This window comes from Pararhizobium sp. LjRoot238, from assembly GCF_964252955.1.
Taxonomy (GTDB): Bacteria; Pseudomonadota; Alphaproteobacteria; order Rhizobiales; family Rhizobiaceae; genus Pararhizobium.
On sequence record NZ_CAXUPP020000001.1, the window covers coordinates 2,842,220 to 2,865,796 of the forward strand.

Sequence of the window (23,577 nt, forward strand, 5' to 3'; positions counted from 1 at the left end):
TCAATTCCCGGCACTCTCCATGCGCCGTGTCGTCAGCACCTTCTCCAGCCAGCCGAGTTCCATTTCCGGAACGGATTTCAGAAGTAGATCGGTATAGTCGTCAAAGGGCGGCGACAGGACCTTGGACTTCGGGCCGAAGCGGACGAGCTTGCCGCGGTGCATGACGGCGACGCTATCGGCGATGGCGCGGACGATGGCGATGTCGTGGGTGATAAAGACATAGGAAACAGCGGTTTCCTCCTGAAGCTTCAGAAGCAGATTCAGGATGCCTTCGGCCACCAGCGGATCGAGCGCCGAGGTCGGTTCGTCGCAGAGGATGAGTTCCGGTTTTGCCGCCAGTGCCCGGGCGATCGCGACGCGCTGCTTCTGGCCGCCGGACAGTTCGGCCGGATAGCGATCGAGGAACCGGTCGCCCATCTCGATCTGGTCGAGCAGTTGCTTGACGCGCTCCGTCTTCTTGGCGCCGTGCAGGCCATAGTAGAAGGAGATCGGGCGGCCGATGATGTCGCGCACCGTCTGGCGGGGGTTCATCGCCGTGTCTGCCATCTGGTAGATCATCTGCACGCGGCGAAGCTCTTCCTTCGTGCGCGAACTCAGCGCCTTTGGAAGCTCCTTGCCGTCGAAAGTGATCTTGCCTTCCGACGGCGGCAGGAGGCCGGTGATGACGCGGGCCAGCGTTGATTTGCCGGACCCGCTCTCGCCGACGATCGCCAGTGTCTGGCCCTTGGGCAGATGCATGGAAACATCGTGGAGCACCTTGAAGCCGCTGGCGTAACCGGCGCTCACATGCTCGATCTTCAAGAGTGTGTTGCTCTGGTCCTTGGCTTCCTCGCGCTTGGTCTGGCGGACGCTGACGAGCGCCCGGGTATAGTCTTCGCTCGGCGCTTCGATGATATGCTTGGTCGTTCCGTATTCGATCGTCTTGCCGTGGCGTAGCACCATGATGTCGTCGGAGATCTGGGCGACGACGGCGAGGTCGTGGGTGATGTAGAGCGCTGCCGTGTGCGTCTCCTCGATGGCATGCTTGATCGCGGCCAGAACGTCGATCTGGGTGGTGACGTCGAGCGCCGTGGTCGGTTCGTCGAAGACGATCAGTTCGGGATTGGGGCAGAGCGCCATGGCGGTCATGGCCCGCTGCAGCTGGCCGCCGGAGACCTGGTGCGGATAGCGGTCTCCGAAGGTTTCCGGATTGGGCAGGCCAAGAACCCGGAAAAGGTAGAGCGCCCGTTTCTCTGCGTCGGCGCGGCTCATGATCTTGTGGCGCAGCGACGCCTCGACCACCTGTTCGCCGAGCTTGTGGGCCGGGTTGAAGGCGGCCGCCGCCGACTGGGCGACATAGCAGACCTTGCAGCCGCGGATGGTGCGGACGCCGTCGCGGCCGAGCGTCAGGATGTCCTTGCCGTTGAGCAGCACCTGGCCGCCGGTGATGGATGCGCCGCCACGGCCATAGGCGAGGGCGGAGAGGCCGATCGTCGACTTGCCGGCACCGCTTTCGCCGATCAGGCCGAGCACCTTGCCCTTCTCAAGGTCGAACGACACGTTTTCGACCAGGGTTACGGTCTTCGGCGGCTCGCCCGGCGGGTAGCTGGTGGCCTCGATTTTCAGGTTCTTGACGGAAAGCAGCCCATTCTTAGCAGATAAAGATTCAGGCATCGCCGCGCCCTCCTTTGAGGCTCGAGGTTCGCTTCATCAACCAGTCGACGACGAGGTTGACGCAGATGGCAAGACCGGCAATCGCCCCGCCCGGAACAAGGGCTGCCGAGATGCCGAAGATGATGCCGTCCTTGTTGTCCTTGACCATGCCGCCCCAGTCGGCGGCCGGCGGCTGGATGCCGAGGCCGAGGAAGGAGAGGGTGGAGAGGAAGAGGATCGAAAAGGCAAACCGCAGGCCGAATTCGGCGAGAAGCGGCGACAGCGTGTTGGGCAGGATTTCCCGGAAGATGATCCAGCTTGTGCCTTCGCCGCGAAGGCGCGCGGCCTCGACGAATTCCATTACCGCGACATCGAGCGCCACGGCGCGGCCGATGCGGAAGACGCGGGTACTGTCGAGGACCGCCATGACGAGGATCAGGATCCAGAGCTGTTGCGGCAGAACGGCAAGCACGACAAGCGCGAAGATCAGTGTCGGGATCGCCATCATCAGATCGTTGAAACGCGAGAACAACTGGTCGATGAAGCCGCCGGTGACTGCCGCAGTGAAGGACAACAGCATGCCCAGCGAAAACGAAATGAGAGTTGCCGCAAGTGCGACGAAGATCGTCGTGCGGGCACCGAAGACCAGACGCGAGAACAGGTCGCGGCCGAGATTATCGGTGCCGAGCAGGAAGTCACCGCCCATCGGCAACCAGATGTCGCCGACCACGTCGCGCTCGCCATAGGGAGCGATCCAGGGGGCGAAGATGGCGCAGATCAGGGCGAGCGTGATACCGGCGATGCCGACCCAGGCACTCAAGGGAATGGAGCTCAATCTCATCGTGGGTGCCTCAATCTTGGATTGGCGAGGATGGCAAGAATATCCGCGGCCATGTTGAGGAAAATGTAGAAGGCGGCGAAGATCAGGCCGCAGGCCTGCACCACCGGCATGTCGCGCACCGTGACGGCATCGACCATGTACTGGCCCATGCCCGGATAGACGAACACCACTTCCACGACGACGACGCCGACCACGAGATAGGCGAGGTTGAGCGCGATGACGTTGATGACCGGCGCAACGGCGTTGGGAGCGGCGTGCCGGGCAATGATGCGGAAGGCGCTGAGGCCCTTCAGTTCCGCCGTCTCGACATAGGCCGACGACATGACGTTGAGGATCGCCGCCCGGGTCATGCGCATCATATGGGCGAGAACGACGAGCACGAGTGTTGCGACCGGCAGGGCGATGGCCGAAAGCCGTTCGCCAAAGCCCATGCTGCCGTAGACGGTGGCCGGGAAGGTCGCGACGCCCAGCTGAACCGCGAAGAACAGGATCAGCAGGTAACCGACGAAGAACTCGGGGAGCGAGATCGCCGCGAGCGATATGACGTTGATGATCTTGTCCGGCAGCCGGTTTCGATATTGCACGGCGAGCATGCCGAGCGCGACGGCGAGCGGCACGGATACCAGGGCGGCGAAGAAGGCGAGGAAGAGGGAGTTTCCGAGCCGCTTGCCGATCTGTTCGCTGACGGAGTTCTTGCTGGCCCAGGACGTGCCGAAATCACCCTTGACGGCGCCGCCGAGCCAGTTGAGGTAGCGTTCGCTCAGCGGCTTGTCGAGGCCGAGGTCCTTGCGGATGTTTTCGACCGCCTGTGGCGTCGCCGACTGGCCGAGATAGGTGGTGGCGAAGTCGCCGGGCAGGGCTTCCACGCCGCCGAAGATCATCAGCGACACGGCAAAGAGGAGACCAACGCTTAGGCCCAAGCGCTGGATGATGAGGGCCGCCAAGGGGCGGCGCAGGGTGAAACGGCGCCAGAACGTGCCGGTCGCGATACCCGTCGGGGGCGTGACCAGCGTTCCGGAGACGGGTGCGGACTGCGAGAGACTTTCGCCCCCCGCAGCGGTACCCGTCGTCGGCGCCGGACCCGTGATCGGTCCGCCGCCCGTCATCAGGCGTCGAGCCAGACGCGAGTTGCGACGTAGCCGTTCGACATGTCGTTGCCGATATCGTGGACATAGCCCTTCACCTGCTTGGTCGAGGCGTTCACGAAATCGTTGAACATCGGCAGGATCAGGCCGCCTTCATCGCGCACCATCATCGCCATGGTGCGGTACATTTCCTTGCGCTTGGCTTCGTCCAGTTCGGAGCGGGCTTCAAGCAGGGTCTTATCGAAGTCCGGACGCAGGAACTTGGTGTCGTTCCAGTCGGCGGTCGACAGGTAGGCTGTCGAATACATCTGGTCCTGGGTCGGGCGGCCGCCCCAGTAGGAGGTCGAGAAGGGCTGGACGTTCCAGACGTTCGACCAGTAGCCGTCGCCGGGCTCGCGCTTGACTTCGATCTCGATGCCGGCCTTCTTGGCGCTTTCCTGGTAGAGCACGGCCGCATCAACGGCACCCGGGAAGGCGACATCCGACGTGCGCAGGAGTACCGGGCCGCTGTGGCCGGACTTCTTGTAGTGGAAAGCGGCCTTGTCCGGATCGTAGACGCGCTGTTCGATGCCTTCCGGGAAGAGCGCGTAGGTCGAGTTGATCGGGAAGTCGTTGCCGACCTTGCCGTAGCCGCCAAGAATGGTCTGCACCATGTTCTCGCGATCCATCGCGTATTTCAGCGCCATGCGCAGGTCGTTGTTGTCGAACGGTGCTGTATTGCAATGCATGATGAAGACGTAGTGACCACGGCCAGCGGTCGAGAGGATTTCGACTGTCGGCGCGCGCTTCAGAAGGGCCACGGTCTTCGGATCGATGCGGTTGATGTAGTGAACCTGACCGGAGGAAAGGGCGGCGATACGTGCGGTCGCGTCGTTCATGTTGATGATTTCAACGCTGTCGACATAGCCGCGGTTCGGGTTCCAGTCGTTCGGATTCTTTTCGAAGGTGGCGCGCACACCGGCCTCAAAGCTGGTCAGCTTGTAGGGGCCTGTGCCGATGGCGGCGTTGGGATTGTCGTAGCCGCCGCCCGGTTGGATGATCAGGTGGTAGTCGGACAGAAGCAGCGGCAGGTCGGCATTGCCTTCCGTCAGCGTCAGGACGAGATCGCCGCCCTTGTCCTCGATCGTCTTGATCGACTTCATCACGCCAAGCGCGCCCGATTCCGACTTCTCGTCGGTGTGGCGCTGCAGGGTCTTCACCACGTCTTCGATCGTCAGTTCCTTGCCGTCGTGGAACTGCACGCCCTTGCGGATCTTGAAGGTCCAGACGGCAGCATCCGGTGAAGGCTCCCAGGATTCGGCAAGAGCCGGAACGGCAGCACCCGTCAGCGGATCGGATTCGACCAAGAGGTCGCCCCAGTTGCGGCCGACGACGAAGAGCACCTGCGACAGTGCCTTGGCCGGATCGAGCGCGTCGGTGGCCGAGCCGCCTTCGAGGCCGAGCTTCAGGTGTCCGCCGCGTTTCGGTTCCTGAGCGGCCGCGCTTGATGCAAACAATGCGCTGGCGCTCGATAGCGCGACGCCGGCTGCGAGTGCCCGGCCCATGAATTCGCGTCGGTTCATTTTGCCCATCTTGACCTGATTGGCGAGGTAATTCTTGTAATCGCTCATTCCCCTGTTCCCTTTGTTTGATGGCTTTTGCCGTTCTGATTATGGGTTGCTGCTAGAATGCCTGCCGAAAGGCAGGGAGGCCAGTTACTTTTGCGGATTTGTCTGCCGCTGTCGCACCTTTCCTGAAGGCGGTTTTCCGATGCCGGAAGACCTGTTGAAATTCATGCTATCGTCCAAATGACGACCTGTATTCATACAAAAAATCTGCAGTTTTCATAAGTATGCCTTATGGCACCTTGCCGTAAGGCAGCATCGCTTGCGCTGGTCCACCGCCGGGAATTCCTGACGACTATTTTCCTTTCCAGACCGGATCGCGTTTCTCCGAAAACGCCCGCGCGCCTTCCAGCTGGTCCTCGCTCGAATAGAGGATATCGACCGTCTTGAACTGGCGCTTGGTGATCTTGTTCATTGTCGTCTGGAAGTCCTCGCCCTCTGCTGCGCGCACGACTTCCTTGATTGCTGCATAGACCAGCGGCGGGCCGCTTTCGAGCAGGCGGGCGAGTTCCCAGGCCCGTTCCATCAGCTTGCCCGCGGGCAGGATTTCGTTGACGAAACCCCAGCGATGGGCCTCGGCGGCATCGAGCCAGCGGCCGGTCAAAAGCATGTCCATGGCGATATGATAGGGGATGCGCTTCGGCAGCTTGATCGAGGCCGCGTCAGCCACCGTGCCCGAGCGGATTTCCGGCAGCGCGAAGGTCGCGTGCTCGGCCGCCAGGATGAGATCGGTGGAAAGCGCGATCTCCAGCCCGCCGCCGCAGCAGATGCCGTTGATCGCAGCGATGATCGGCTTGTTGAGGTCGCGCAGTTCCTGCATGCCGCCGAAACCGCCGACGCCGTAGTCGCCGTCAACCGCATCACCAGCAGCCGCCGCCTTCAGGTCCCATCCAGGGCAAAAGAATTTTTCTCCCTCGCCGGTGATGATCGCCACGCGCAATTGCGGGTCGTCGCGGAAGTCGCGGAAGATTTCGCCCATGATGCGGCTGGTCACCAGATCGATCGCATTGGCTTTCGGCCGGTCGATGGTGACTTCGAGAATGCCGCCTTCGCGGTGCGTTCTGATTGGTCCGGTCATAGGGTCATTTCCTTCGACGGATCAAGGCGTCGGCGGCAACGGTTCCAGACCCTTGCGGCAGCACCATGATAGGATTGATATCCAGTTCTTCGAGCTGTGCGGCGTTTGAAACGACATAGGATGCCACGGCAGCGACAGCCGCCACCAGCGCCGCGACGTCGCCTTTCGGGCCGCCACGATAGCCATCGAGCAGTTTTCTGATTTTCAGACCGGAAATTGCCTCAGCGATCGCTTCCGGCGTCGTCGGCAAGGTCAAAATCACGGAATCGTCCAGCAATTCCACCAGAATCCCGCCCGCACCGATGGTGAGCACCAGGCCGGCAACGGGATCACGCAACGCGCCGATGATGATTTCCGCGACGGGTTTTTCGATCATTTTTTCGACGAGATAGCCGGTTGCGACGTTCTTCATGGCGTCTGCCGCTTCAAGGACCGATTGCCGATCAGGCAGATTGAGCTTGACGGCGCCGGCCTCGGTCTTGTGGGCGACGCCGAGGCCCTTGAGAACAACCGGAAAGCCGAGCGTTTCGGCCGCGTCGGCGGCCTCGGCTGCGGTGATCGCAACCTTGCCCATCGGAACGACGAGGCCGAACTTTGCCAGTTCGGCCTTTGCCTCATTTTCGCTGATCGTGACGATCTCCCCATCGGAGGGGGGCGCAGACAGGAGCGGTGCCGGGGCCGCGGTCGCCCAAGCCGTGCCGATGCCGGCCGAGATTTCGGCGGCGGCCAGCGCTTCGTCGATGCCCGAGAAGGGGACGACGCCTGCTGCCATCAGCGACAGGGCCGTGTCTTCCGGCATGTTTTCGCCGAGGCTCGCCACGATGCCGGCGACGGCGCCGGTCGCCTTGGCCGAGGCGATGACGGCCTCGCAGGTGGTGTTCCAGTCCGCGGCGTCGCAGCGGTCCTGACGGGGGAAGTCGAGAACAATGAGGTTCAGCGCATAATCGCCCTTCATCATCGCGGAAAAGGCCGTCGTCTGCTTCTCCAGATTGCCCCAGACGAAGGTGTGATAGTCGAGCGGATTGGCGATGGTGACCATCTCGCCGAGACTTTCGCGCAGCGGCTGGTGCTGTTCGTTTTTCAGGGCGCGAAACACGGTCTTGCGCCTCACGCCGGCATCGGCCATCAGCGATGCCTCGCCGCCCGAACAGCTCATCGATGAAATATCGAGGTTTTTCAGTGGCGGGTGAAGGTGCAACAGTTTCAGCGTTTCGAGCAATTCCGGCAAAGTATCGACGCGGCCGATGCCGAGGCGTTCGAGCAGCGCGCCGGAGACGACATCGTTGCCGGCAAGCGAGGCCGTGTGCGAGACGGTCGCAAGCTGCGCCTGTTCCGATTTGCCAACCTTCAGCGTGACGACCGGCTTCTTGAGTTCTCGCGCTCGGGTGGCCAGCCGCTGCAGCGCCTCAATGCTGTCGAAGCCTTCGATGTGGAGGCCGACGGCGGTGACGCGTGGATCTTCCAGCGCCGCGATGGCGAGTTCCGAAAGGCCGGTTTGCGCCTGGTTTCCGGCCGTCATGATATAGGCGAGCGGCAGGCCGCGCCTCTGCATGGAGATGTTGCAGGCGATGTTCGAGGACTGGGTGAGGACGGCGACGCCCTTGTCGATACGCTGCATGCCGTGCTGATCCGGCCAGAGCAAGGCGCCATCGAGGGCGTTGATGAAGCCGTAGCAGTTCGGCCCGACGACCGGCATCCTACCTGCAGCGGCGACCAGCGCATCCTGCAGGTCGTTGCCGTCGGCAAGCTCGCTGACGGCCTCGCGGAAGCCCGAAGCGTAGCAGATGGCGCCGCCGGCGCCGCGGGCGGAGAGGTCGCGGATGATCTCGATGCTCAACTGGCGGTTGACGCCGACGAAGGACGCATCCGGCGCGGCGGGAAGTTCGGCCACGGAGCGGTAGCACCGGCGGCCGAAGATTTCGTTCTCCCGGGGGTGGACGGGCCAGATATCGCCCGTGAACCCCATCTTGTCGCATTGCTCGATGACCCGGCGTGCTTCCTTGCCACCGAAGACAGCAATGGATTTGGGCCGGATCAGTCGAGTGAGGGATCGGGCGGTCATGCGTGCCGTCCTTTTGGGAAAACCCCTCCCCAACCCCTCCCCACAAGGGGGAGGGGCTTACTCTGCCGCACGACTTCCGGCTCCCAAAAACTTATCGCGTCGATGGGAGATCGTTTGTGTTGGGCGGTTGCCACGGGCAAGTCCCTCCCCCTTGTGGGGAGGGGTTGGGGAGGGGTCTTTGTCTCGACGAATATCATCACAATCACGCCCCCAACGGCCGCAGCAGGTCGCGGCTGATGATGTGCCGCTGGATTTCAGAGGTGCCGTCCCAGATGCGCTCGACGCGGGCGTCGCGCCAGAAGCGGGCAAGCGGAAGGTCGTCCATCAGCCCCATGCCGCCATAGATCTGGATCGCTTCGTCGGTGACGCGGGCGAGCATTTCGGTGGCAAAGACCTTGGCCGAGGCGATCTCACGGTTCGACGGCAGGCCCTGGTCGAGGCGCCAGGCGGCCGACAGTGTCAAGAGGTCGGCGGCGTCGATGTCGGTGATCATGTCGGCGAGCTTGAAGGAGACGCCCTGGTTGGCGCCGATCGGCTTGCCGAACTGCTTGCGCTCGGCCGCATAGGAGAGGGCGTAGTCGAAGGCCCGCCGGGCTCGGCCGACCGAGGTCGCAGCCACCGTCAGACGCGTAGCGTAGAGCCAGTCATTGGCGATGTCGAAGCCCTTGTGGACCTCGCCGAGAATCTGCGACGAGGGCAGGCGGCAATCGTCGAAGGTCAGGATGCAATTCTTGTAGCCACGATGTGATACGGAATTGTAGCCATCGCGGATTTCAAAACCCGGTGTGCCGCGATCGACGAGGAAACAGGTGATCTTCTTTTTCGGGCCGCGCGGTGTTTCCTCTTCGCCGGTGGCGATGAAGACGATGACGAAATCGGCGATGTCGGCATGGCTGATGAAGTGCTTGGTGCCGTTGACGATCCAGTCGTCGCCATCCTGAAGGGCAAAACACTTCATGCCGCGCACGTCGGAACCGGCATCCGGCTCGGTCATCGCGAGCGCGTCGAATTTTTCGCCGGTAACGGCGGGGATCAGATATTTCTGGCGCTGCTCCTCATTGCAGGCCATCAGGATACCGGATGGGCGGCCGAAAAACACGGTGAGGGCCATCGAGCCGCGGCCGAGTTCGCGCTCGACCAGCGTGAAGGTCTGGTGATCGAGACCAGCGCCGCCGACCTCCTCGGGCATGTTGCAGGCGAAGAAGCCGAGCTCCTTGCACTTGGCCGCGATCTCCTGACCGAGTTCGCGCGGCACGAAACCGGTGCGTTCGACCTCGTTCTCGTGCGGATAGATTTCGGTTTCGACGAAGCCGCGCACGGTATCGACGATCATCTGCTGTTCTTCGGTCAGTGCGAAATCCATCTCAAATTCCTCCGTCTAATTCCTCGTGTGCGCCGTGCGGCGCCACCCCCCTCTGTCCCGATAGGGACAGAGGGGGGTAACCCTCCGTAATTTGTCGGCTTAACGCTTCTGTCCGACCGACCTTCCAACCCCCTCCGGCTTCGGCAAGCCGGCATGCGCTTCCGCAATCGCCTTCACCTTGCCAATGACTTCGGGCAGCGCCGGAACGGCCTTGCTCGCCTTCGAATCCACATGCAGCAGCATCTGCTCGGCGGTGGCGACAGGCTCGTTGGATGCCGCGTTGTAGATCGTCGAGAAGATGTGCAGGCGCTTTTCATCGTGCGACAGGATCTGGCAGGTCGAGTAAAGCGCGTCGCCAAGCTTGGCTTCACCAAGGTTCCGGATATGGGTCTCGACCGTGTAGTAGCTGTGGCCGCTCTTGACGTAGTCCAGATCGACGCCGATCAGACGGAGCAGGCCGTCGGATGTGTCGCCGAAGACCTGCAGGTAGCGGTGTTCGGTCATGTGGCCGTTATAGTCGACCCAGGCGGCATTGACCTTGGTGTCGAGGATGCGGATCGGTTGGGCGTCGCCGAGATCGGTCTGCGGCTTTTCGGCGTCGGCCCACAGGCGCTGTTCGAACTCGGCAAGCAGCTTGCCTGCACCCCAGCCCTTGCCGCCGTCGCCGCTCTTCAGCGCATGCATGATGCCGACGAGGTTTTCATCGCGGATGCGTTCCAGTTCGCGGATCGAGCGGCCTGCTGCCTGATCGTCGGACTGGTGGCCGATCTTTTCGACCAGTTCGTCGGTCAGGTCGACGACGTCGGTGAATTTCGTCCACGGCCATTTCAGGCAGGGGCCGAACTGGGCGAGGAAGTGGCGCATGCCGGCTTCGCCGCCGGCGATGCGGTAGGTTTCGAACAGGCCCATCTGCGCCCAGCGCATGCCGAAGGAATAGCGCATGACGTTGTCGAGCGTTTCGGTATCGCAAATATCGTCTTGGATCAGCCAGAGGGCTTCGCGCCACAGCGCTTCGAGCAGGCGATCGCCGACGAAGGCTTCGATCTCCTTGGCGATGACGACGCCCTTCATGCCGATCTGTTCGACGGCGACGCAGGCGCGGGCGATGGTTTCCTTCGTGGTCTTCTTGCCGCCGACGAGTTCGACCAGCGGCAAGAGGTAGACCGGGTTATAGGGATGCGCCACGAACATGCGCTCAGGGTTCTTCATCTCGACCTGCAGATCGGATGGCATCAGGCCGGAGGTGGAGGAACCGATCAGCGCGTCCGGGGAGGCGGCGGCGTCGATCTGGGTAAGAACGCCGCGCTTCAGCTCCAGCCGTTCGGGCACGCTTTCCTGAATCCATTCAGCGCCTTGCACCGCCTCTTGCAAGCTGTTGCAGAAGGTGAGCGTGCCCTTTTTCGGGAGCGGCGCCATGGTGAGCATGGCATAGGCCTTTTCTGCATTGGCCATGACTTCGCCGATGATGCGTTTTGCTTCCGGATGCGGATCGAACATGTTGACGTCGACGCCGGCCAGAATGAAACGCGCAGCCCAGGCCCCGCCGATAACGCCGCCGCCGATGCAGGCTGCCTTGGTGATTTTGGTCATGTACATTCTTTCCCGTGTTCGCGGCGAAAACCCCTCCCGGCCCTGCGGGCCACCCTCCCCACAAGGGGGAGGGGTTGGGGGCTCACGATCTGCGCATCATGTCTATTGACCGTTTCCTTTGCCGTTCCCTTACCTCCGTCATCGCAGTGGTCCTCGACAGGTTCGGCAAGTTAAGCCCTCCCCCTCGTGGGGAGGGTTGGGGGGGCCTTTATCTTTTCGTCAGCTTCAGCTTCTCTCGCACTTCCGCCGGTCCGATCACCCGCGCGCCCATGCCCTCGATGACGGTCACGGCCTTTTCGACGAGCTGGCCGTTGGTGGCGAGCTGGCCCTTGCCGATATAGAGATTGTCTTCGAGGCCGACGCGGACATTGCCGCCGGCAAGGACCGCTGCTGCCGGGTAGGCGAGTGCGTTGCGGCCGATCGAGAAGGCGGAGAAGGTCCAGTTGTTCGGCACGTTGTTGACCATCGCCATGAAGGTGTTGAGGTCGTCGGGCGCGCCCCACGGAATGCCCATGCAGAGCTGGATGAGAACCGGATCCTCGATCAGGCCTTCCTCGACGAGCTGCTTGGCGAACCAGAGATGGCCGGTGTCGAAGGCTTCGATTTCGGGCCGCACGCCAAGCGCCGTCATCTGGCGGGCCATTTCGCGCAGCATCGAGGGCGTATTGGTCATGACGTAATCGCCGAGCGAGAAGTTCATTGTGCCGCAGTCGAGCGTGCAGATTTCCGGCTGGCATTCGGCGACGTGGGCGACACGCTCGGTGGCGCCGGCCATGTCGGTGCCCTGCGGATTGAGCGGCAGCGGGCTTTCGACATTGCCGAAAATCAGGTCGCCGCCCATGCCGGCGGTGAGGTTCAGCACCACGTCGACATCGGCCGAGCGGATGCGGTCGGTCACTTCCTTGTAGAGGTCGAGGCGGCGGGCGGCAGCTCCGGTTTCCGGGTCGCGCACATGGCAATGTGCAATGGTAGCACCCGCCTTGGCTGCCTCGATCGCGGCATCGGCGATCTGCTTCGGCGTGATCGGCACATGTGATGATTTGGAAACGGTGTCGCCGGACCCGGTCACGGCACAGGTGATGAAAACGTCGCGGTTCATGCTCAGTGGCATAAAAGCCTCCCCTTGTTCTTGTCGTGCATTACGAGCCAAGAATGAGTGCGTTGCTTTCCCTTTTCGGATACATGTTATACATTTCCAGAATTAGAGCGGGGGTGAGACGAATGCTTGTGCCGAAGGACGAGACCCAGCATATCGATCTGCTCGTGTTGCCGGAGACCAATCTGATCCTCGTCGCGTCGGTGATCGAGCCCTTGCGCGCCGCAAACCGCATTGCCGGAAAGGCGCTCTACGACTGGGACATCTTCAGCCCGGACGGAAAGGCGATCGAAACCAAGAGCGGCATTCCTATCCCGGTCGCACGGCCTTTCCGGCCACAGAAGGAAACTGCACCGCTTTTTGTCCTGTCGAGCTACAACTGGCAGGCCTATACGACTTCGCATCTGCGCATGCAGCTTTCCCAGACGGCGCGTTATCGCGAGGTGATGGCCGGCATCGAATCGGGGTCCTGGATGCTCGCCGAAACCAGCCTGCTCGACAATTTTTCGGCGACCACCCACTGGGAGGATTTCGAGGATTTCACCGCCGCCTATCCGCAGATCACCATGGTGCGCGAGCGCTTCGTCATCGACGGTAAGCGTATCACCACGGGCGGGTCGCTGCCGACGCTCGACCTTATGCTGGAACTGATCCGCCGCCAGCACAGCTACTCGCTGGCGCTGGAGGTGTCGCGGCTGTTCATCTACGAGCAGGAGCGCACGCGCGGCGACCTCCTCCAAGTGCCGGCGATCGGCAATATGCGCATCCTCGACGCGCGCGTTGGCACGGCCGTCAAGCTGATGGAGGAGACGGTCGATGCGCCGCTGACGCTGACGCGCCTCGCCCGACGGGCCGGGGTCAGCGCGCGTCATCTGCAGGACCTGTTCCAGGAGACGATGGGCGTCGCCCCGCATGCACATTATCTGGCGCTGAGGCTGAATGCGGCGCGGCGCAAGGTCATCGAGACACGGGCCGATTTCGCCGATATAGCCGCCGCCACCGGCTTCAATTCGTCTTCCGCCTTTTCACGCAGCTACCGCGCCCATTATCGCGAAAGCCCGAGTGAGACACGCAGGCGGCTGAAGCTCAAGAACTGATTCAATCTGTTCATGCACCGATTCAAACTGCGATGGATTTGCGAGTCGAATCAGGGCATTGGCGAGTGGCTTGAAAATTCTGAATCAAGGGTAGGCGCCGACATCATCGTCAGCATGGCCTCGCCGGCTTGGCGCGATAGGGCATTTTTCTGCCAGGCGAGTGAGAGATTTTGCATATAGCCGGGTCCCAGCCTGCGCATCGCCGGGGCGTTTCTGACGCGCGCGGTAGAGCTTTCTGGAAGCATTGAAAGATATCCGTGGTTCATCACCAGATTGAGGATGACGGGAATGGAATCGACCTCGGTCACCGTCAGCCGGTTTCGTTCCTGCTCGCCCAAAGTTTCGCCGATGAAATGCTCCGCCTGTTGGCGAAGGCCGCTCTTCAGGCTGGGAACGGCGATCGGGTTGGCTTGAAGCAGCCCGCGGAAATCCTCGCCGTGTTTGGCGAACAGCGAGGGGTGTCCGGCCAACGCCAATGGCGTGCGGGAAACGAGTTGGCCCTCAAACTCGGTCGGGAAGGTTTCGAGGTCGAGCAGCACCACGTCGAACCGGCGGCTCTTCAAGCCGGCGATCAACTCGTCTGCGGTGGTGCTGGAGATGAAAAGCGGCTGGCGCGGGCGGGTGCGGTGCCATTCGGCGGTCAGGGCCGCCAGCATGCGGGCGATCTCGCTTTCCGGGCCGAGCGGCATGACCGAGCCGAAACGCCATGTCGCGGCCGTTCGGCGGAACCGGTCGTCGGACGCGCGCGAAAGTCGCCGCCAGATATCGAGCAGGCTTTCGGCGATCGGAATCGCCGCCAGGCCCTCTGGCGTGCAGGCGATGCCCGACGGGGAGCGGATCAACAGATCATAGCCGAGGTCACGCTCGAGATCGGCCATCTGCCGGGTCAATTGCGGCTGGCCGGTGCCCGCTATCTTCGCAGCACCACGAATGCTGCCGCTGCGCGCGACGGTGACGAAGCGATCGAGCGCGGCCAGGCTGATCGAAGGCACGACGGTCGATGGTGCGACGGTGCCAGGCGATAGAAGCCATTGCACGGCGCGGTTCGCCGCCGCGAGATCGGCCTGCCGGCTTTGTGCCTCCAGCGTCGGCACGAGATTGCCGCCTTCGCGCCTGACGAGCGGTACTGCGATGGCGGCTTCGAAACGCTTGAGCGCGGCGCTGACGCTTGCCACCGGCCGGCCACCGGCCTTCGCGGCCCGGCGAATTCCTCGCTCTTCAAGGATCGCATGAACAAGGGCAAGCGTGGCGGTATCCATGATCTCTTTCATCCTTGCAAAGGCGGAGGCGGGACAAAGATGGGATGATCCGAAATGAATATCTCGTGTTCCGTTTTTGGGATATATCACAATCGGGGAGATTGGGCATAGCATGTGCGGCATCAAACGTGGGTCAAAGCATGCATGCATCGGTGAAAACCATTGCCCTGACTGGCAATCCGCTCGACTTCTCCGCGCTGGAGAAGATCGGTTCGGGCCTCTATGTGCCGACGGTGGCCGAGCAGTCTTTCGCGCGAGTCAAGTCCGCACATACGGTTATCGCCGACCGCCTCGCCATAGGCTTGCCGGTCTATGGCGCAAACACCGGCGTTGGCTCGATGAAGGACCGTCTGTGGACGGTTGATGATCTCACGGAATTCAACGTCGCGCTCGTCAAGGCCCACCATTTCGGCACCGGCGAGCTGTTTTCTCAGCCCATCGTCCGCAAGGCCATCGCCATCCGCATCAATACCGCGCTTGGCGGCCACACCGGCTGCAGCGTCGATCTCGTCAAGGCGTTCCTTGGCCTGCTGGAGCGTGGCGTCGTGCCCGCAGTCCATCGCCACGGTTCGATCGGTTGTGCCGATATCGGCCTGATGGGGCAGGTGGCTTCCGTTTTGACCGGCACTGGCGAGGCATTTTTCCGTGGTGAGTTGCTGCCCGCCGCCGAGGCCCTGCGTCGCGCCGAGCTCGAGCCCTTCGTCATGCAGCCGCGTGACGCACTGGCTTCGCTGAGCGTCAACGCGACGGCCTTTGCCGCTGCGGCCGATGTCCTGCGCGAGGCAGCCTCCGCCGTCCGGGTTTCGATGGCGACGGGCCTGATGTCATCCTTGTCATTGGGGGCCTCCGCCGATCCATGGCGGGTCGCGGCGGCGCTCGCGACGCGTGGCGAAGCGCTGGTCGGCTCCTGGCTTTACGGCCAATCCAATGTCGTCGATTGGCCGCTCCCGACGGCGATCCACGATCCGCTCAGCTTGCGCATGACCGCGCAGGTGTTCGGTGCTGCTGTGGATACGCTTCTTGTCGCGGCCGAACGGCTGGTCGATGCGACCTATCTGTCCGACGACAATCCGGTGGTGCTCGGCGGTCAGGTCCACGCGTCGGGCGCTTCGCTGCCGCTGACGACCACGCTCTATATCGAGACGGCGCAGATCGCCTTTTCCCATGTGGCGCGCAATATGCTGAACCGCTGCATCCTGCTCTCGAACGGCGTGCGGCGAAACCTGCCGATCAATCTGGTTGCTCCCGGTGAGGTGGCGAGCGGGCTTGGGCCGCTGATGAAACTGGTGGTCGAGCTCTATATGCGCGTCCAGTCGATGGCGGTGCCGCTGTCGGCGCAGTCGATCGTCGTCGCCGGCGGTCTCGAAGAGGAAGCGACCTTCCTGCCGCTCATCGTCGAGCGCATGGAGATGCAGGTGCGTGATCTGCGCCAGATGGCGGCGATCGAGGCGCTGCTGTCGGCACAGGCGATCGATCTGCTCGGTGACAAGCCCCAAGGCGTGACGCAGATCGCCTATGAGTGCGTCCGGGCGCTGAGCCCGATCTACCTGAAGGACCGGCCGCTCTCAAAGGAGATCGAGGCTCTTCACGAAGTATTTGCATCCGAGGATTTGCTGCTCGCGCTGGTCGCTGCGGCTCCGATGCCTGAATTCGATGATTTCTTCGCGCTCGGCCAATGACGAAGGGAAGCGCAGATGTCTGATTTCGATCTGGTTCTGAAGGGCACAGTGGTTCTCCCCGATCGCCTCGTCGAGGGCGGGCATGTGGCTGTGCGCGATGGCAAGATCGCCTCTGTCGGGCAAGGCGCGATGCCTGCCGCGCGCGAACGTCATGATCTTGGGCAAGCGCTTATCCTGCCCGGTGCCATCGATGCGCAGGTGCATTCGCTCAGCCAGAAGGATCAGGAGGATTTCATCTGGTCGACGCGCTCCGCCGCCGCCGGTGGCGTCACGACGATCGTCGACATGCCCTATGACGAGGGCAACCTCGTCTGCTCGGCTGAGGCGGTGAAGCGGAAGATTGATCACGCCAGCCCGCAGGCGCGCGTCGACTTTGCACTCTACGGAACGATTGACCCGGAGGAAGGCCCGGCGAGGATCGGCGAAATGGTTGCGGCTGGCGTCGCGGCCTTCAAGTTCTCGACCTTCGGCACCGATCCAAAGCGTTTTCCGCGCATCCCGGCCGGTCTTCTCGAAGACTGTTTTCGCGCCATCGCGCCGACCGGATTGGCAGCCGGCGTCCACAACGAAGATGACGAAGCGGTGCGGGCGGCGATCGACAAGGTCAAGGCGGCAGGTATCACCGATTACCGGGCGCATGGCCTTTCGCGTCCGCCGCTGACCGAGCTGCTGGCCACCAACCAGATCTACGAGACGGGTGCAGCGACCGGCTGCCCGGCCCATGTGGTGCATTGCTCGGTCGGCCGCGGCTACGAGATCGCCGCCGCCTATCGGGCGCAAGGATACCGCGCCACCATCGAATGCTGCATCCACTATCTCGTTCTCGACGAGGAGAACGATGTAAAACGGCTCGGCGGCAAGGCGAAGATCAATCCGCCGATCCGGCCGCGCGCCGAGGTGGAAAAGCTCTGGCGGCATGTGGCTGACGGCAGCGTGACGCTGGTCTCGACCGATCACGTCAGCTGGTCGGAAAACCGCAAGACCAATCCGGACATGCTGGCCAATGCCTCCGGAGTGCCGGGGCTCGAGGTGATGATCCCGCTGTTCGTCAAGGGCGCGCTGGAGCGCGGCATTCCGCTGACCCGTGCGGCCGAACTGATGTCGCTCAATCCGGCCCGGCATTTCCGTCTCGATCACCGCAAGGGTGCGCTCGAACTCGGCAAGGACGCCGATATCGCCGTTCTGACGCCGGAGCCCTACACCTACGACGCAGCCGCAGGCGGCAACAATGTCGTCGGCTGGTCGCCCTATAACGGCATTCGGCTGCCATGGCGTGTGGCCGCCACCTACAATCGCGGCACCTGCGTTTTCGACGGAAAAACAGTGTTGGCCGGGCCGGGTGCTGGCCAGTTCGTCCGGCCGTTACCGAGCCTCCCGCTGCGCGAGGGCGTCTGATGACTGCGATCGAAACCAATCTTCCGGTGGATGCCCGCCGCATCGCCGATATCATCAAGGGGCTGGCGCGGATCACCGACCCGGACCGGCCGTATACGCGGCGAGCCTTCACGCCTCGTTTTCTGGAAGGCCGCGCCTTTCTGGAGCAGCGCTTCAAGGCCGCCGGTCTCGAAACCCGGATCGATGCGTCGGGAAACCTGATCGGCCGCCGCAAGGGTCGCAAGTCCGGTCTCGGCACGATCATGCTCGGCTCGCATTCCGACACGGTGCCGGAGGGCGGACGGTTCGATGGTATCGCCGGCGTGGCAGCAGCGCTCGAAGTTTTGCAGGCGCTGAATGATGCCGGCATCCGGCTCGATCACGATCTGGAGGTCGTCGACTTCCTGGCCGAGGAAGTGTCGATCTTCGGCGTTTCCTGCATCGGCAGCCGCGGCATGGCGGGGCTGATCCCTGATGGATGGCTCAGCCGGACTCAGGGGGAATTGACGCTGCGCCAGGGCATGATCGATGCCGGCGGCGACCCGTCTCGGCTGGCCCAGCAGAAACGATCGGACATCAAGGCCTTTCTGGAACTGCATATCGAACAGGGGCCGGTGCTCGAAGGCGAACGCTGCGATGTGGGTATCGTCACGGCGATTGCCGGGATTACCCGGATCGAAATCCTGTTCGAAGGCCAGGCCGATCATGCCGGCACGACGCCGATGGCCCGCAGACGCGACGCGCTGACGGCCGCGGCCAGAATGGTCGGCGACGTCGAGCGCCTCGGGACTGAATTTTCCAAGGGCGAGGGGCATTTCACCGCGACGGTCGGCGAATTTTCGATCGAGCCGAATGCGGCCAATGTCGTGCCCTCCCGAGCCCGGCTGCTGATCGATGCGCGGGCGGAACTGCGTCCCGACATGGAGCGCTTCATTGCCGAGATCGACCAGCTTGCCGTCGATGTCCAGCGCGATACCGGCGTGTCGATCGCCTCGCCGAAACTGATCTCCGACAATTTTCCGACGCCCGCCGATCCGCTCGTGCTGCGCAATCTGGAGGAGGCTTGTGAACGGGTCGGCGCCAAACATCGCCGCATGGCTTCCGGCGCCGGGCATGACACCGCTTGGATGGCGCGGATTTCGAAGGCGGCGATGATCTTCATCGCCTGCCGGGAAGGCCGGTCGCACACGCCGGACGAATGGGCCGACAATGACGACATCGCACTCGGCACGGCGGCGCTGTTCGAGGCCGTCAGGAAACTCGACGCGGATTTACAGGGAGAGCGCTGATGGGCCGTATACTCACCGAAAAAGACGTCGAGGCGGCGGTCAAGGGCGGCTCGGTCTATGCGGCCGGTGGCGGCGGATGGGCGCATCATGGGCGGATGCTCGGCTATGCGGCGGTGTCGATCGGCAAGCCCGAGCTGGTTTCGATCAATGAGCTCGATGCGAATGACTGGGTGGCGACAGCCGCTGCGATCGGCGCGCCGGCCTCGACCACACCCTGGGAAATGCGCGGTGTCGATTACGTCAAGGCGGTGCAACTGCTGCAGGAAGCGCTGGGCGAAAAGATCGCCGGGCTGATCGTCGGCCAGAACGGCAAGTCGTCGACGCTGAACGGCTGGCTGCCGTCGGCTATTCTCGGCACGAAGGTCGTGGATGCCGTCGGCGACATCCGCGCGCATCCGACCGGCGACATGGGCTCGATCGGCCTTGCCGGCTCGCCCGAGCCGATGATCCAGACGGCTGTCGGCGGCAACCGCGAGGAAAACCGCTACATCGAGCTTGTCGTGCGCGGCGCGACGGCCAAGGTTTCGCCGATCCTGCGTACAGCTTCGGATATGTCGGGCGGCTTCATCGCGTCGGCCCGCAATCCGGTGCGCGCATCCTACGTCAAGGCCAATGCGGCGCTCGGCGGCATCTCGCTCGCCCTGACTCTGGGGGAGGCGATCATCGCTGCGGAAGGCAGGGGTGGAGGTGCCATCGTCGACGCGATCGTCAAGACGACGAACGGCGCGATCCTCGCGGAGGGGACGATTACCGACAAATCCGTCGTCTACACCAAGGAAGCCTTCGACATCGGCACGGTGACTCTGGGGAAGGGCGATGACTCTACGGTACTCCACGTCATGAACGAATACATGGCGGTGGAGAATGCCGCCGGCGCGCGGCTTGCCACCTTTCCGGACGTGATCACGACGCTGTCGCCCGAAGGCGAGCCATTGAGCGTCGGCCAGTTGCAGGTGGGCATGAAGATCTTCGTGCTGCACGTGCCGAAGACAGTGATCCCGCTCGCCTCCAGCGTGCTTGATCCGTCGGTCTATCCGTCGGTCGAGAAGGCGATGGGGATTGACATCGCAAGCTACGCTTTGTCCGGCCGGATATAAGGAGAACGAGCCATGTCGCGCGACCTCGGTCTTGAGGAACTGATCAGGCAGGAGCTTGGTGAAAGGCCGGGGCTTTCCGAGAAGCCGATGTTCGGTGGCCTTGCCTTTCTCCTCGACGGCAATCTTCTTTGCGGCGCGCGCAACGACGGCATGCTGGTGCGCCTCGGCAAGGGCAATGATGGCTGGGCGCTGGCGCTTGCCGGCATCGAGCTCATGGTGATGGGTGACCGTCCGATGAACGGTTGGGTGCGCGCAGGCCCCGCGGCTTTCGGCGATGACGCACTGCGCAAGCGCCTGCTCGATGCGGCACTCGCCTATGTTCTCTCGCTGCCGCCGAAGTGAACGACAAACGGTGCCGTACCTCCTCCTTGCGCTAACTCGCTCTACGGGAGCGGTGCGAGGGGGGCAGGGATGCGATCGCAGATAAGAAGATGGAAAGACCACAATGCCCAAAGCCAATCCCCGTCACCCGAACTTCCCCATTCCCGGTGGCCCGGTTCTGCGCGCCAAGGGCTGGCGGCAGGAGGCGCTGCTGCGGCTCTTGGAAAACGTGCTTTCGGTCGGCGAGGACCCGGACAATCTGATCGTCTACGCTGCACTCGGCAAGGCCGCGCGCAACTGGGCCTCCCACAAGGCGATCGTCAAGGCGCTGATCGAGATGGACGAGGACCAGACGCTGCTGATCCAGTCCGGCAAGCCGGTGGGGCTCTTGAAGACCCATGCCAAGGCGCCGCTCGTGATCATGGCCAATTGCAACATTGTCGGCCAATGGGCGAAGGCCGAGGTGTTCTATGAACTGGAGAGGCAGGGGCTGATCTGCTGGGGCGGTCTGACCGCCGGCGCCTGGCAATATATCGGCAGCCAGGGCGTCATCCAGGGCACCTATGAAATCTTCATGCGGATCGCCGAAAACCGCTTTGGCGGCGATCTCGCCGGACGCTTCATCCTGACCGCCGGTCTCGGCGGCATGGGCGGGGCGCAGCCGCTCGCCGGCCGCATGGCGGGGGCTGCGATCCTCTGCATCGACATCGATCCCGTGCGCGCCGAAAAACGAAAAGACATCGGCTATCTCGAACATGTCGCGCCGGATCTCGATACGGCGCTCGCGATGATCGATCAAGCCGTCAAGGAAAAGCGCGCTACCTCCATCGGCCTCGTCGGCAATGCAGCGGCGCTCTATCCGGAAATCGCCAAGCGCGGCATCGTGCCCGATATCGTCACCGACCAGACCTCGGCCCATGACCTGGTCTATGGCTATGTACCGAAGGGCATGAGCATCGAAGAAGTGAAACGGCTGCGCGTTGAGGGGCAGGGGCAGCTGATGGCCGCCAGCCGCGCCTCGATCGTCGATCATGTCAAGGCGATGCTGGAGTTTCAGGCGAAGGGCGCAGAAGTCTTCGACAACGGCAACCTGATCCGTACCCAGGCGCGAGAGGGGGGCGTTGCCAATGCCTTCGATATCCGCATCTTCACCGAGGCCTATCTCAGGCCGCTGTTTGCCCGCGCCATCGGGCCCTTCCGCTGGATGGCGCTGTCGGGCGAGGAGAGCGACATCGCCCGCATCGACGACCTGCTGCTCACGATGTTCCCGGACAACAAGATCGTCACCAACTGGATCCGGCTGGCGCGGGAAAACGTGCCCTTTGAAGGCCTGCCCGCCCGCATCGCCTGGCTCGGCCATGGCGAACGCACCGAACTGGCACTCGCCGTCAACGCGCTGGTCGCATCCGGCGAACTCAAAGGCCCGATCGCCTTCTCGCGGGATCATCTCGATGCCGGTGCGATGGCGCATCCAAATATCATGACCGAGCGCATGAAGGACGGCTCCGACGCCATCGCCGACTGGCCGCTCATCGACGCGATGCTGCTCTGCTCCTCCATGGCCGACCTCGTCGTCGTCCACTCCGGCGGCGGCGGCTATGCCGGATATATGACGAGCTGCGGCGTGACCGTGGTGGCCGATGGCACGGAGAGCGGAGCGGAGAGGCTGAGCCACGCGCTGACGAATGATACGTCGCTGGGTGTCATCCGGTATGCGGATGCCGGGTATGAGGAGTCGATTGACGAGATCGGCAAGAAGGGCATTGGGTATGTGGCGGTGGGGTGAGGCGATGACGTGAGGGAGAGTGTTCTCATTTGAGAACTGCAAGCTTTGACGACTTCATAGGAAGTTCGAACATCGACCCTCCGCTGACGTTTAAAGCGATTGTTTCGATAGCCGGCCATAACGCGATTAGACGCTCAGCTTGCTTGAGCACCGGGGCTTTATAAAGTCCGGCAGACAAGAACATGCCGACAACTCTAGAATTCTGAAAGGCGCGCTTTTCTGCTTTGTTTCGCGTTATGCGGCGATCACCTGAAATGAAGATCCAGCCGCCCTGGCTGGTGAGTTCTGCAATTAACTCAACATCTTTAATCGTGGGGCGGAATTTGTCCTTTAATGCCACAATCTCATGTTCATCCCCCATGAGAGCTTGCAAACTTCTCGCCAGTCTTGGCGAAAGATTGTGATCGAATAGGACTTTCACGCGGCCAGCGATTCCTCGAATGCTACCGCGTCTCTGACAACGGAAATTGGCACTTCAAATAGCTGCGAAACCGCTTTTTCCGAGCCTTCGGCTTTAACTGCCTGAGCCAGCGCGACGGTTGGTACGTTATATTTTGCCGTTGTAGGTTGGCCGAAAACAAGCTCTGGATCGATTATTATTGAAGCTTTGCCCTTATGGGGCCGCCACCTGCTCACTGACTCGTTATCGGTGTCCAAGTCTTTGAATGTACGTTCAATTACGGCCTTGATGGTATATTGCTTCTTTTTTAGATCGAGAAGGTTTTCATCGCCAGACGCACTGGCACTTTCTAAAAAGATGGTTCTACCATCAGTCCTGAAGCGACGTGTCGAAAATGGCCTGTCATCATTCACGCAAGCTCTGGCGTATTCCAAGCAATGCCGGATTGTCTTGAGGCCAAGTCCGGCTTCGACGAACGCGTGCACAAAACGCAACTCGATTAAGTCACGAAATCCGAGTTCGATATGGTCGTCATAGCGGGGCAATTGTGGCTGCCACAATGGTTCTACATGCAGTGTCTCGCCTTCATGCCGATAGTTATACCCGCCGAGCCAGCGCCGCACATTGCGCACAGGAACGCTCAACAACCGGGCAGCATCGCTGGCGGAGTAGAACCCGATTCCCAAAGTTGGCGCTACGTCATCCCTCATTTGATATTCTGCTTCCTGCAGTTCGTAAGAGTGAGCAATTATCCATCGTGCAACCGCCACGTCAAAGGAATTATTTCTTAAAATAGTGGCATCTTTGCTCATTGGGAGATAGTTCGTATCAGAACGAATGGCGGCCTCCTCACACCGTCGCTGCCGTCCATCTGCTTGGTCGTCAGAGTGCGTTTAGTTGAAGTGTGTAGGCGATCATGTCGCG

At 62.3% G+C, this 23,577-nt stretch carries 19 protein-coding genes; 7 read left to right on the forward strand and 12 right to left on the reverse strand.

All coding sequences use genetic code 11. From position 1 onward, the window contains the following. From ACSQ3F_RS13820 to ACSQ3F_RS13860, 9 genes are all read right to left on the reverse strand, one after another. Nucleotides 1–1,653, reverse strand: coding sequence for an ABC transporter ATP-binding protein (locus tag ACSQ3F_RS13820; protein ID WP_436100737.1), 1,653 nt, complete (start codon nucleotides 1,651–1,653; stop codon nucleotides 1–3). Beyond that, nucleotides 1,646–2,473 carry an ABC transporter permease gene (locus ACSQ3F_RS13825; RefSeq protein ID WP_436100738.1) on the reverse strand — a complete coding sequence of 276 codons (828 nt, stop codon included), beginning with the start codon at nucleotides 2,471–2,473 and terminating at the stop codon, nucleotides 1,646–1,648. The genes ACSQ3F_RS13820 and ACSQ3F_RS13825 overlap by 8 nt, the downstream gene beginning before the upstream one ends. After that, a complete protein-coding gene (locus tag ACSQ3F_RS13830; protein WP_436100739.1) occupies nucleotides 2,470–3,579 on the reverse strand; it encodes an ABC transporter permease in 1,110 nt (369 codons plus the stop codon). The genes ACSQ3F_RS13825 and ACSQ3F_RS13830 overlap by 4 nt, the downstream gene beginning before the upstream one ends. Next, complete coding sequence (locus tag ACSQ3F_RS13835; RefSeq protein ID WP_436100740.1) at nucleotides 3,579–5,168, reverse strand: ABC transporter substrate-binding protein; 1,590 nt, start codon at nucleotides 5,166–5,168, stop codon at nucleotides 3,579–3,581. Before ACSQ3F_RS13835 ends, ACSQ3F_RS13830 begins: the two co-directional genes overlap by 1 nt. A 289-nt stretch (nucleotides 5,169–5,457) precedes the next feature. Further along, nucleotides 5,458–6,240 (reverse strand): carnitinyl-CoA dehydratase, encoded by a 783-nt coding sequence (locus ACSQ3F_RS13840; protein WP_436100741.1) that lies wholly within the window; start codon nucleotides 6,238–6,240, stop codon nucleotides 5,458–5,460. A gap of 4 nt (nucleotides 6,241–6,244) precedes the next feature. Next, complete coding sequence (locus tag ACSQ3F_RS13845) at nucleotides 6,245–8,302, reverse strand: acetate--CoA ligase family protein (protein WP_436100742.1); 2,058 nt, start codon at nucleotides 8,300–8,302, stop codon at nucleotides 6,245–6,247. A gap of 202 nt (nucleotides 8,303–8,504) precedes the next feature. Next, nucleotides 8,505–9,665: an acyl-CoA dehydrogenase family protein gene (locus ACSQ3F_RS13850; RefSeq protein ID WP_436100743.1), complete on the reverse strand. Its 1,161-nt coding sequence runs from the start codon at nucleotides 9,663–9,665 to the stop codon at nucleotides 8,505–8,507. 99 nt (nucleotides 9,666–9,764) lie between these two features. Beyond that, nucleotides 9,765–11,255, reverse strand: a complete 1,491-nt coding sequence (locus ACSQ3F_RS13855) for a carnitine 3-dehydrogenase (RefSeq protein WP_436100744.1) — start codon at nucleotides 11,253–11,255, stop codon at nucleotides 9,765–9,767. Between the two features lie 208 nt (nucleotides 11,256–11,463). Continuing rightward, the gene (locus ACSQ3F_RS13860) at nucleotides 11,464–12,366 is read right to left on the reverse strand and encodes a 3-keto-5-aminohexanoate cleavage protein (protein ID WP_436100745.1); all 903 of its coding nucleotides are present in this window, start codon (nucleotides 12,364–12,366) and stop codon (nucleotides 11,464–11,466) included. Between the two features lie 110 nt (nucleotides 12,367–12,476). On the opposite strand from ACSQ3F_RS13860, the gene ACSQ3F_RS13865 reads away from it, so the two are divergent. After that, complete coding sequence (locus ACSQ3F_RS13865) at nucleotides 12,477–13,448, forward strand: GlxA family transcriptional regulator (protein WP_436100746.1); 972 nt, start codon at nucleotides 12,477–12,479, stop codon at nucleotides 13,446–13,448. A gap of 50 nt (nucleotides 13,449–13,498) precedes the next feature. Here the strand turns inward: ACSQ3F_RS13865 and ACSQ3F_RS13870 are convergent, their stop codons facing one another. Beyond that, the gene (locus tag ACSQ3F_RS13870; protein ID WP_436100747.1) at nucleotides 13,499–14,707 is read right to left on the reverse strand and encodes a LysR family transcriptional regulator; all 1,209 of its coding nucleotides are present in this window, start codon (nucleotides 14,705–14,707) and stop codon (nucleotides 13,499–13,501) included. Between the two features lie 140 nt (nucleotides 14,708–14,847). Here ACSQ3F_RS13870 and ACSQ3F_RS13875 point away from each other — a divergent pair, with 140 nt between their 5' ends. The 6 genes from ACSQ3F_RS13875 (at nucleotide 14,848) to ACSQ3F_RS13900 (ending at nucleotide 22,253) form a co-directional block, all read left to right on the forward strand. Beyond that, complete coding sequence (locus ACSQ3F_RS13875) at nucleotides 14,848–16,386, forward strand: aromatic amino acid lyase (RefSeq protein WP_436100748.1); 1,539 nt, start codon at nucleotides 14,848–14,850, stop codon at nucleotides 16,384–16,386. A gap of 15 nt (nucleotides 16,387–16,401) precedes the next feature. Further along, entirely contained in the window at nucleotides 16,402–17,781 is a 1,380-nt protein-coding gene (locus ACSQ3F_RS13880; protein ID WP_436100749.1) for a dihydroorotase, read from the forward strand. Nucleotides 17,782–17,789: 8 nt separating this feature from the next. After that, a complete protein-coding gene (locus ACSQ3F_RS13885; protein WP_436102151.1) occupies nucleotides 17,790–19,049 on the forward strand; it encodes a Zn-dependent hydrolase in 1,260 nt (419 codons plus the stop codon). Further along, entirely contained in the window at nucleotides 19,049–20,146 is a 1,098-nt protein-coding gene (locus ACSQ3F_RS13890) for a DUF917 domain-containing protein (RefSeq protein WP_436100750.1), read from the forward strand. The genes ACSQ3F_RS13885 and ACSQ3F_RS13890 overlap by 1 nt, the downstream gene beginning before the upstream one ends. A 12-nt stretch (nucleotides 20,147–20,158) precedes the next feature. After that, the gene (locus ACSQ3F_RS13895) at nucleotides 20,159–20,488 is read left to right on the forward strand and encodes a TfoX/Sxy family protein (RefSeq protein WP_436100751.1); all 330 of its coding nucleotides are present in this window, start codon (nucleotides 20,159–20,161) and stop codon (nucleotides 20,486–20,488) included. Between the two features lie 103 nt (nucleotides 20,489–20,591). Next, nucleotides 20,592–22,253, forward strand: a complete 1,662-nt coding sequence (locus tag ACSQ3F_RS13900; protein WP_436100752.1) for a urocanate hydratase — start codon at nucleotides 20,592–20,594, stop codon at nucleotides 22,251–22,253. Nucleotides 22,254–22,278: 25 nt separating this feature from the next. Here ACSQ3F_RS13900 and ACSQ3F_RS13905 read toward each other — a convergent pair whose 3' ends face one another. Continuing rightward, entirely contained in the window at nucleotides 22,279–22,674 is a 396-nt protein-coding gene (locus tag ACSQ3F_RS13905; protein WP_436100753.1) for a hypothetical protein, read from the reverse strand. Then, on the reverse strand, nucleotides 22,671–23,465 hold the full coding sequence (locus ACSQ3F_RS13910; protein WP_436100754.1) for a hypothetical protein: 795 nt from the start codon (nucleotides 23,463–23,465) through the stop codon (nucleotides 22,671–22,673). The genes ACSQ3F_RS13905 and ACSQ3F_RS13910 overlap by 4 nt, the downstream gene beginning before the upstream one ends. Nucleotides 23,466–23,577: the final 112 nt, after the last annotated feature.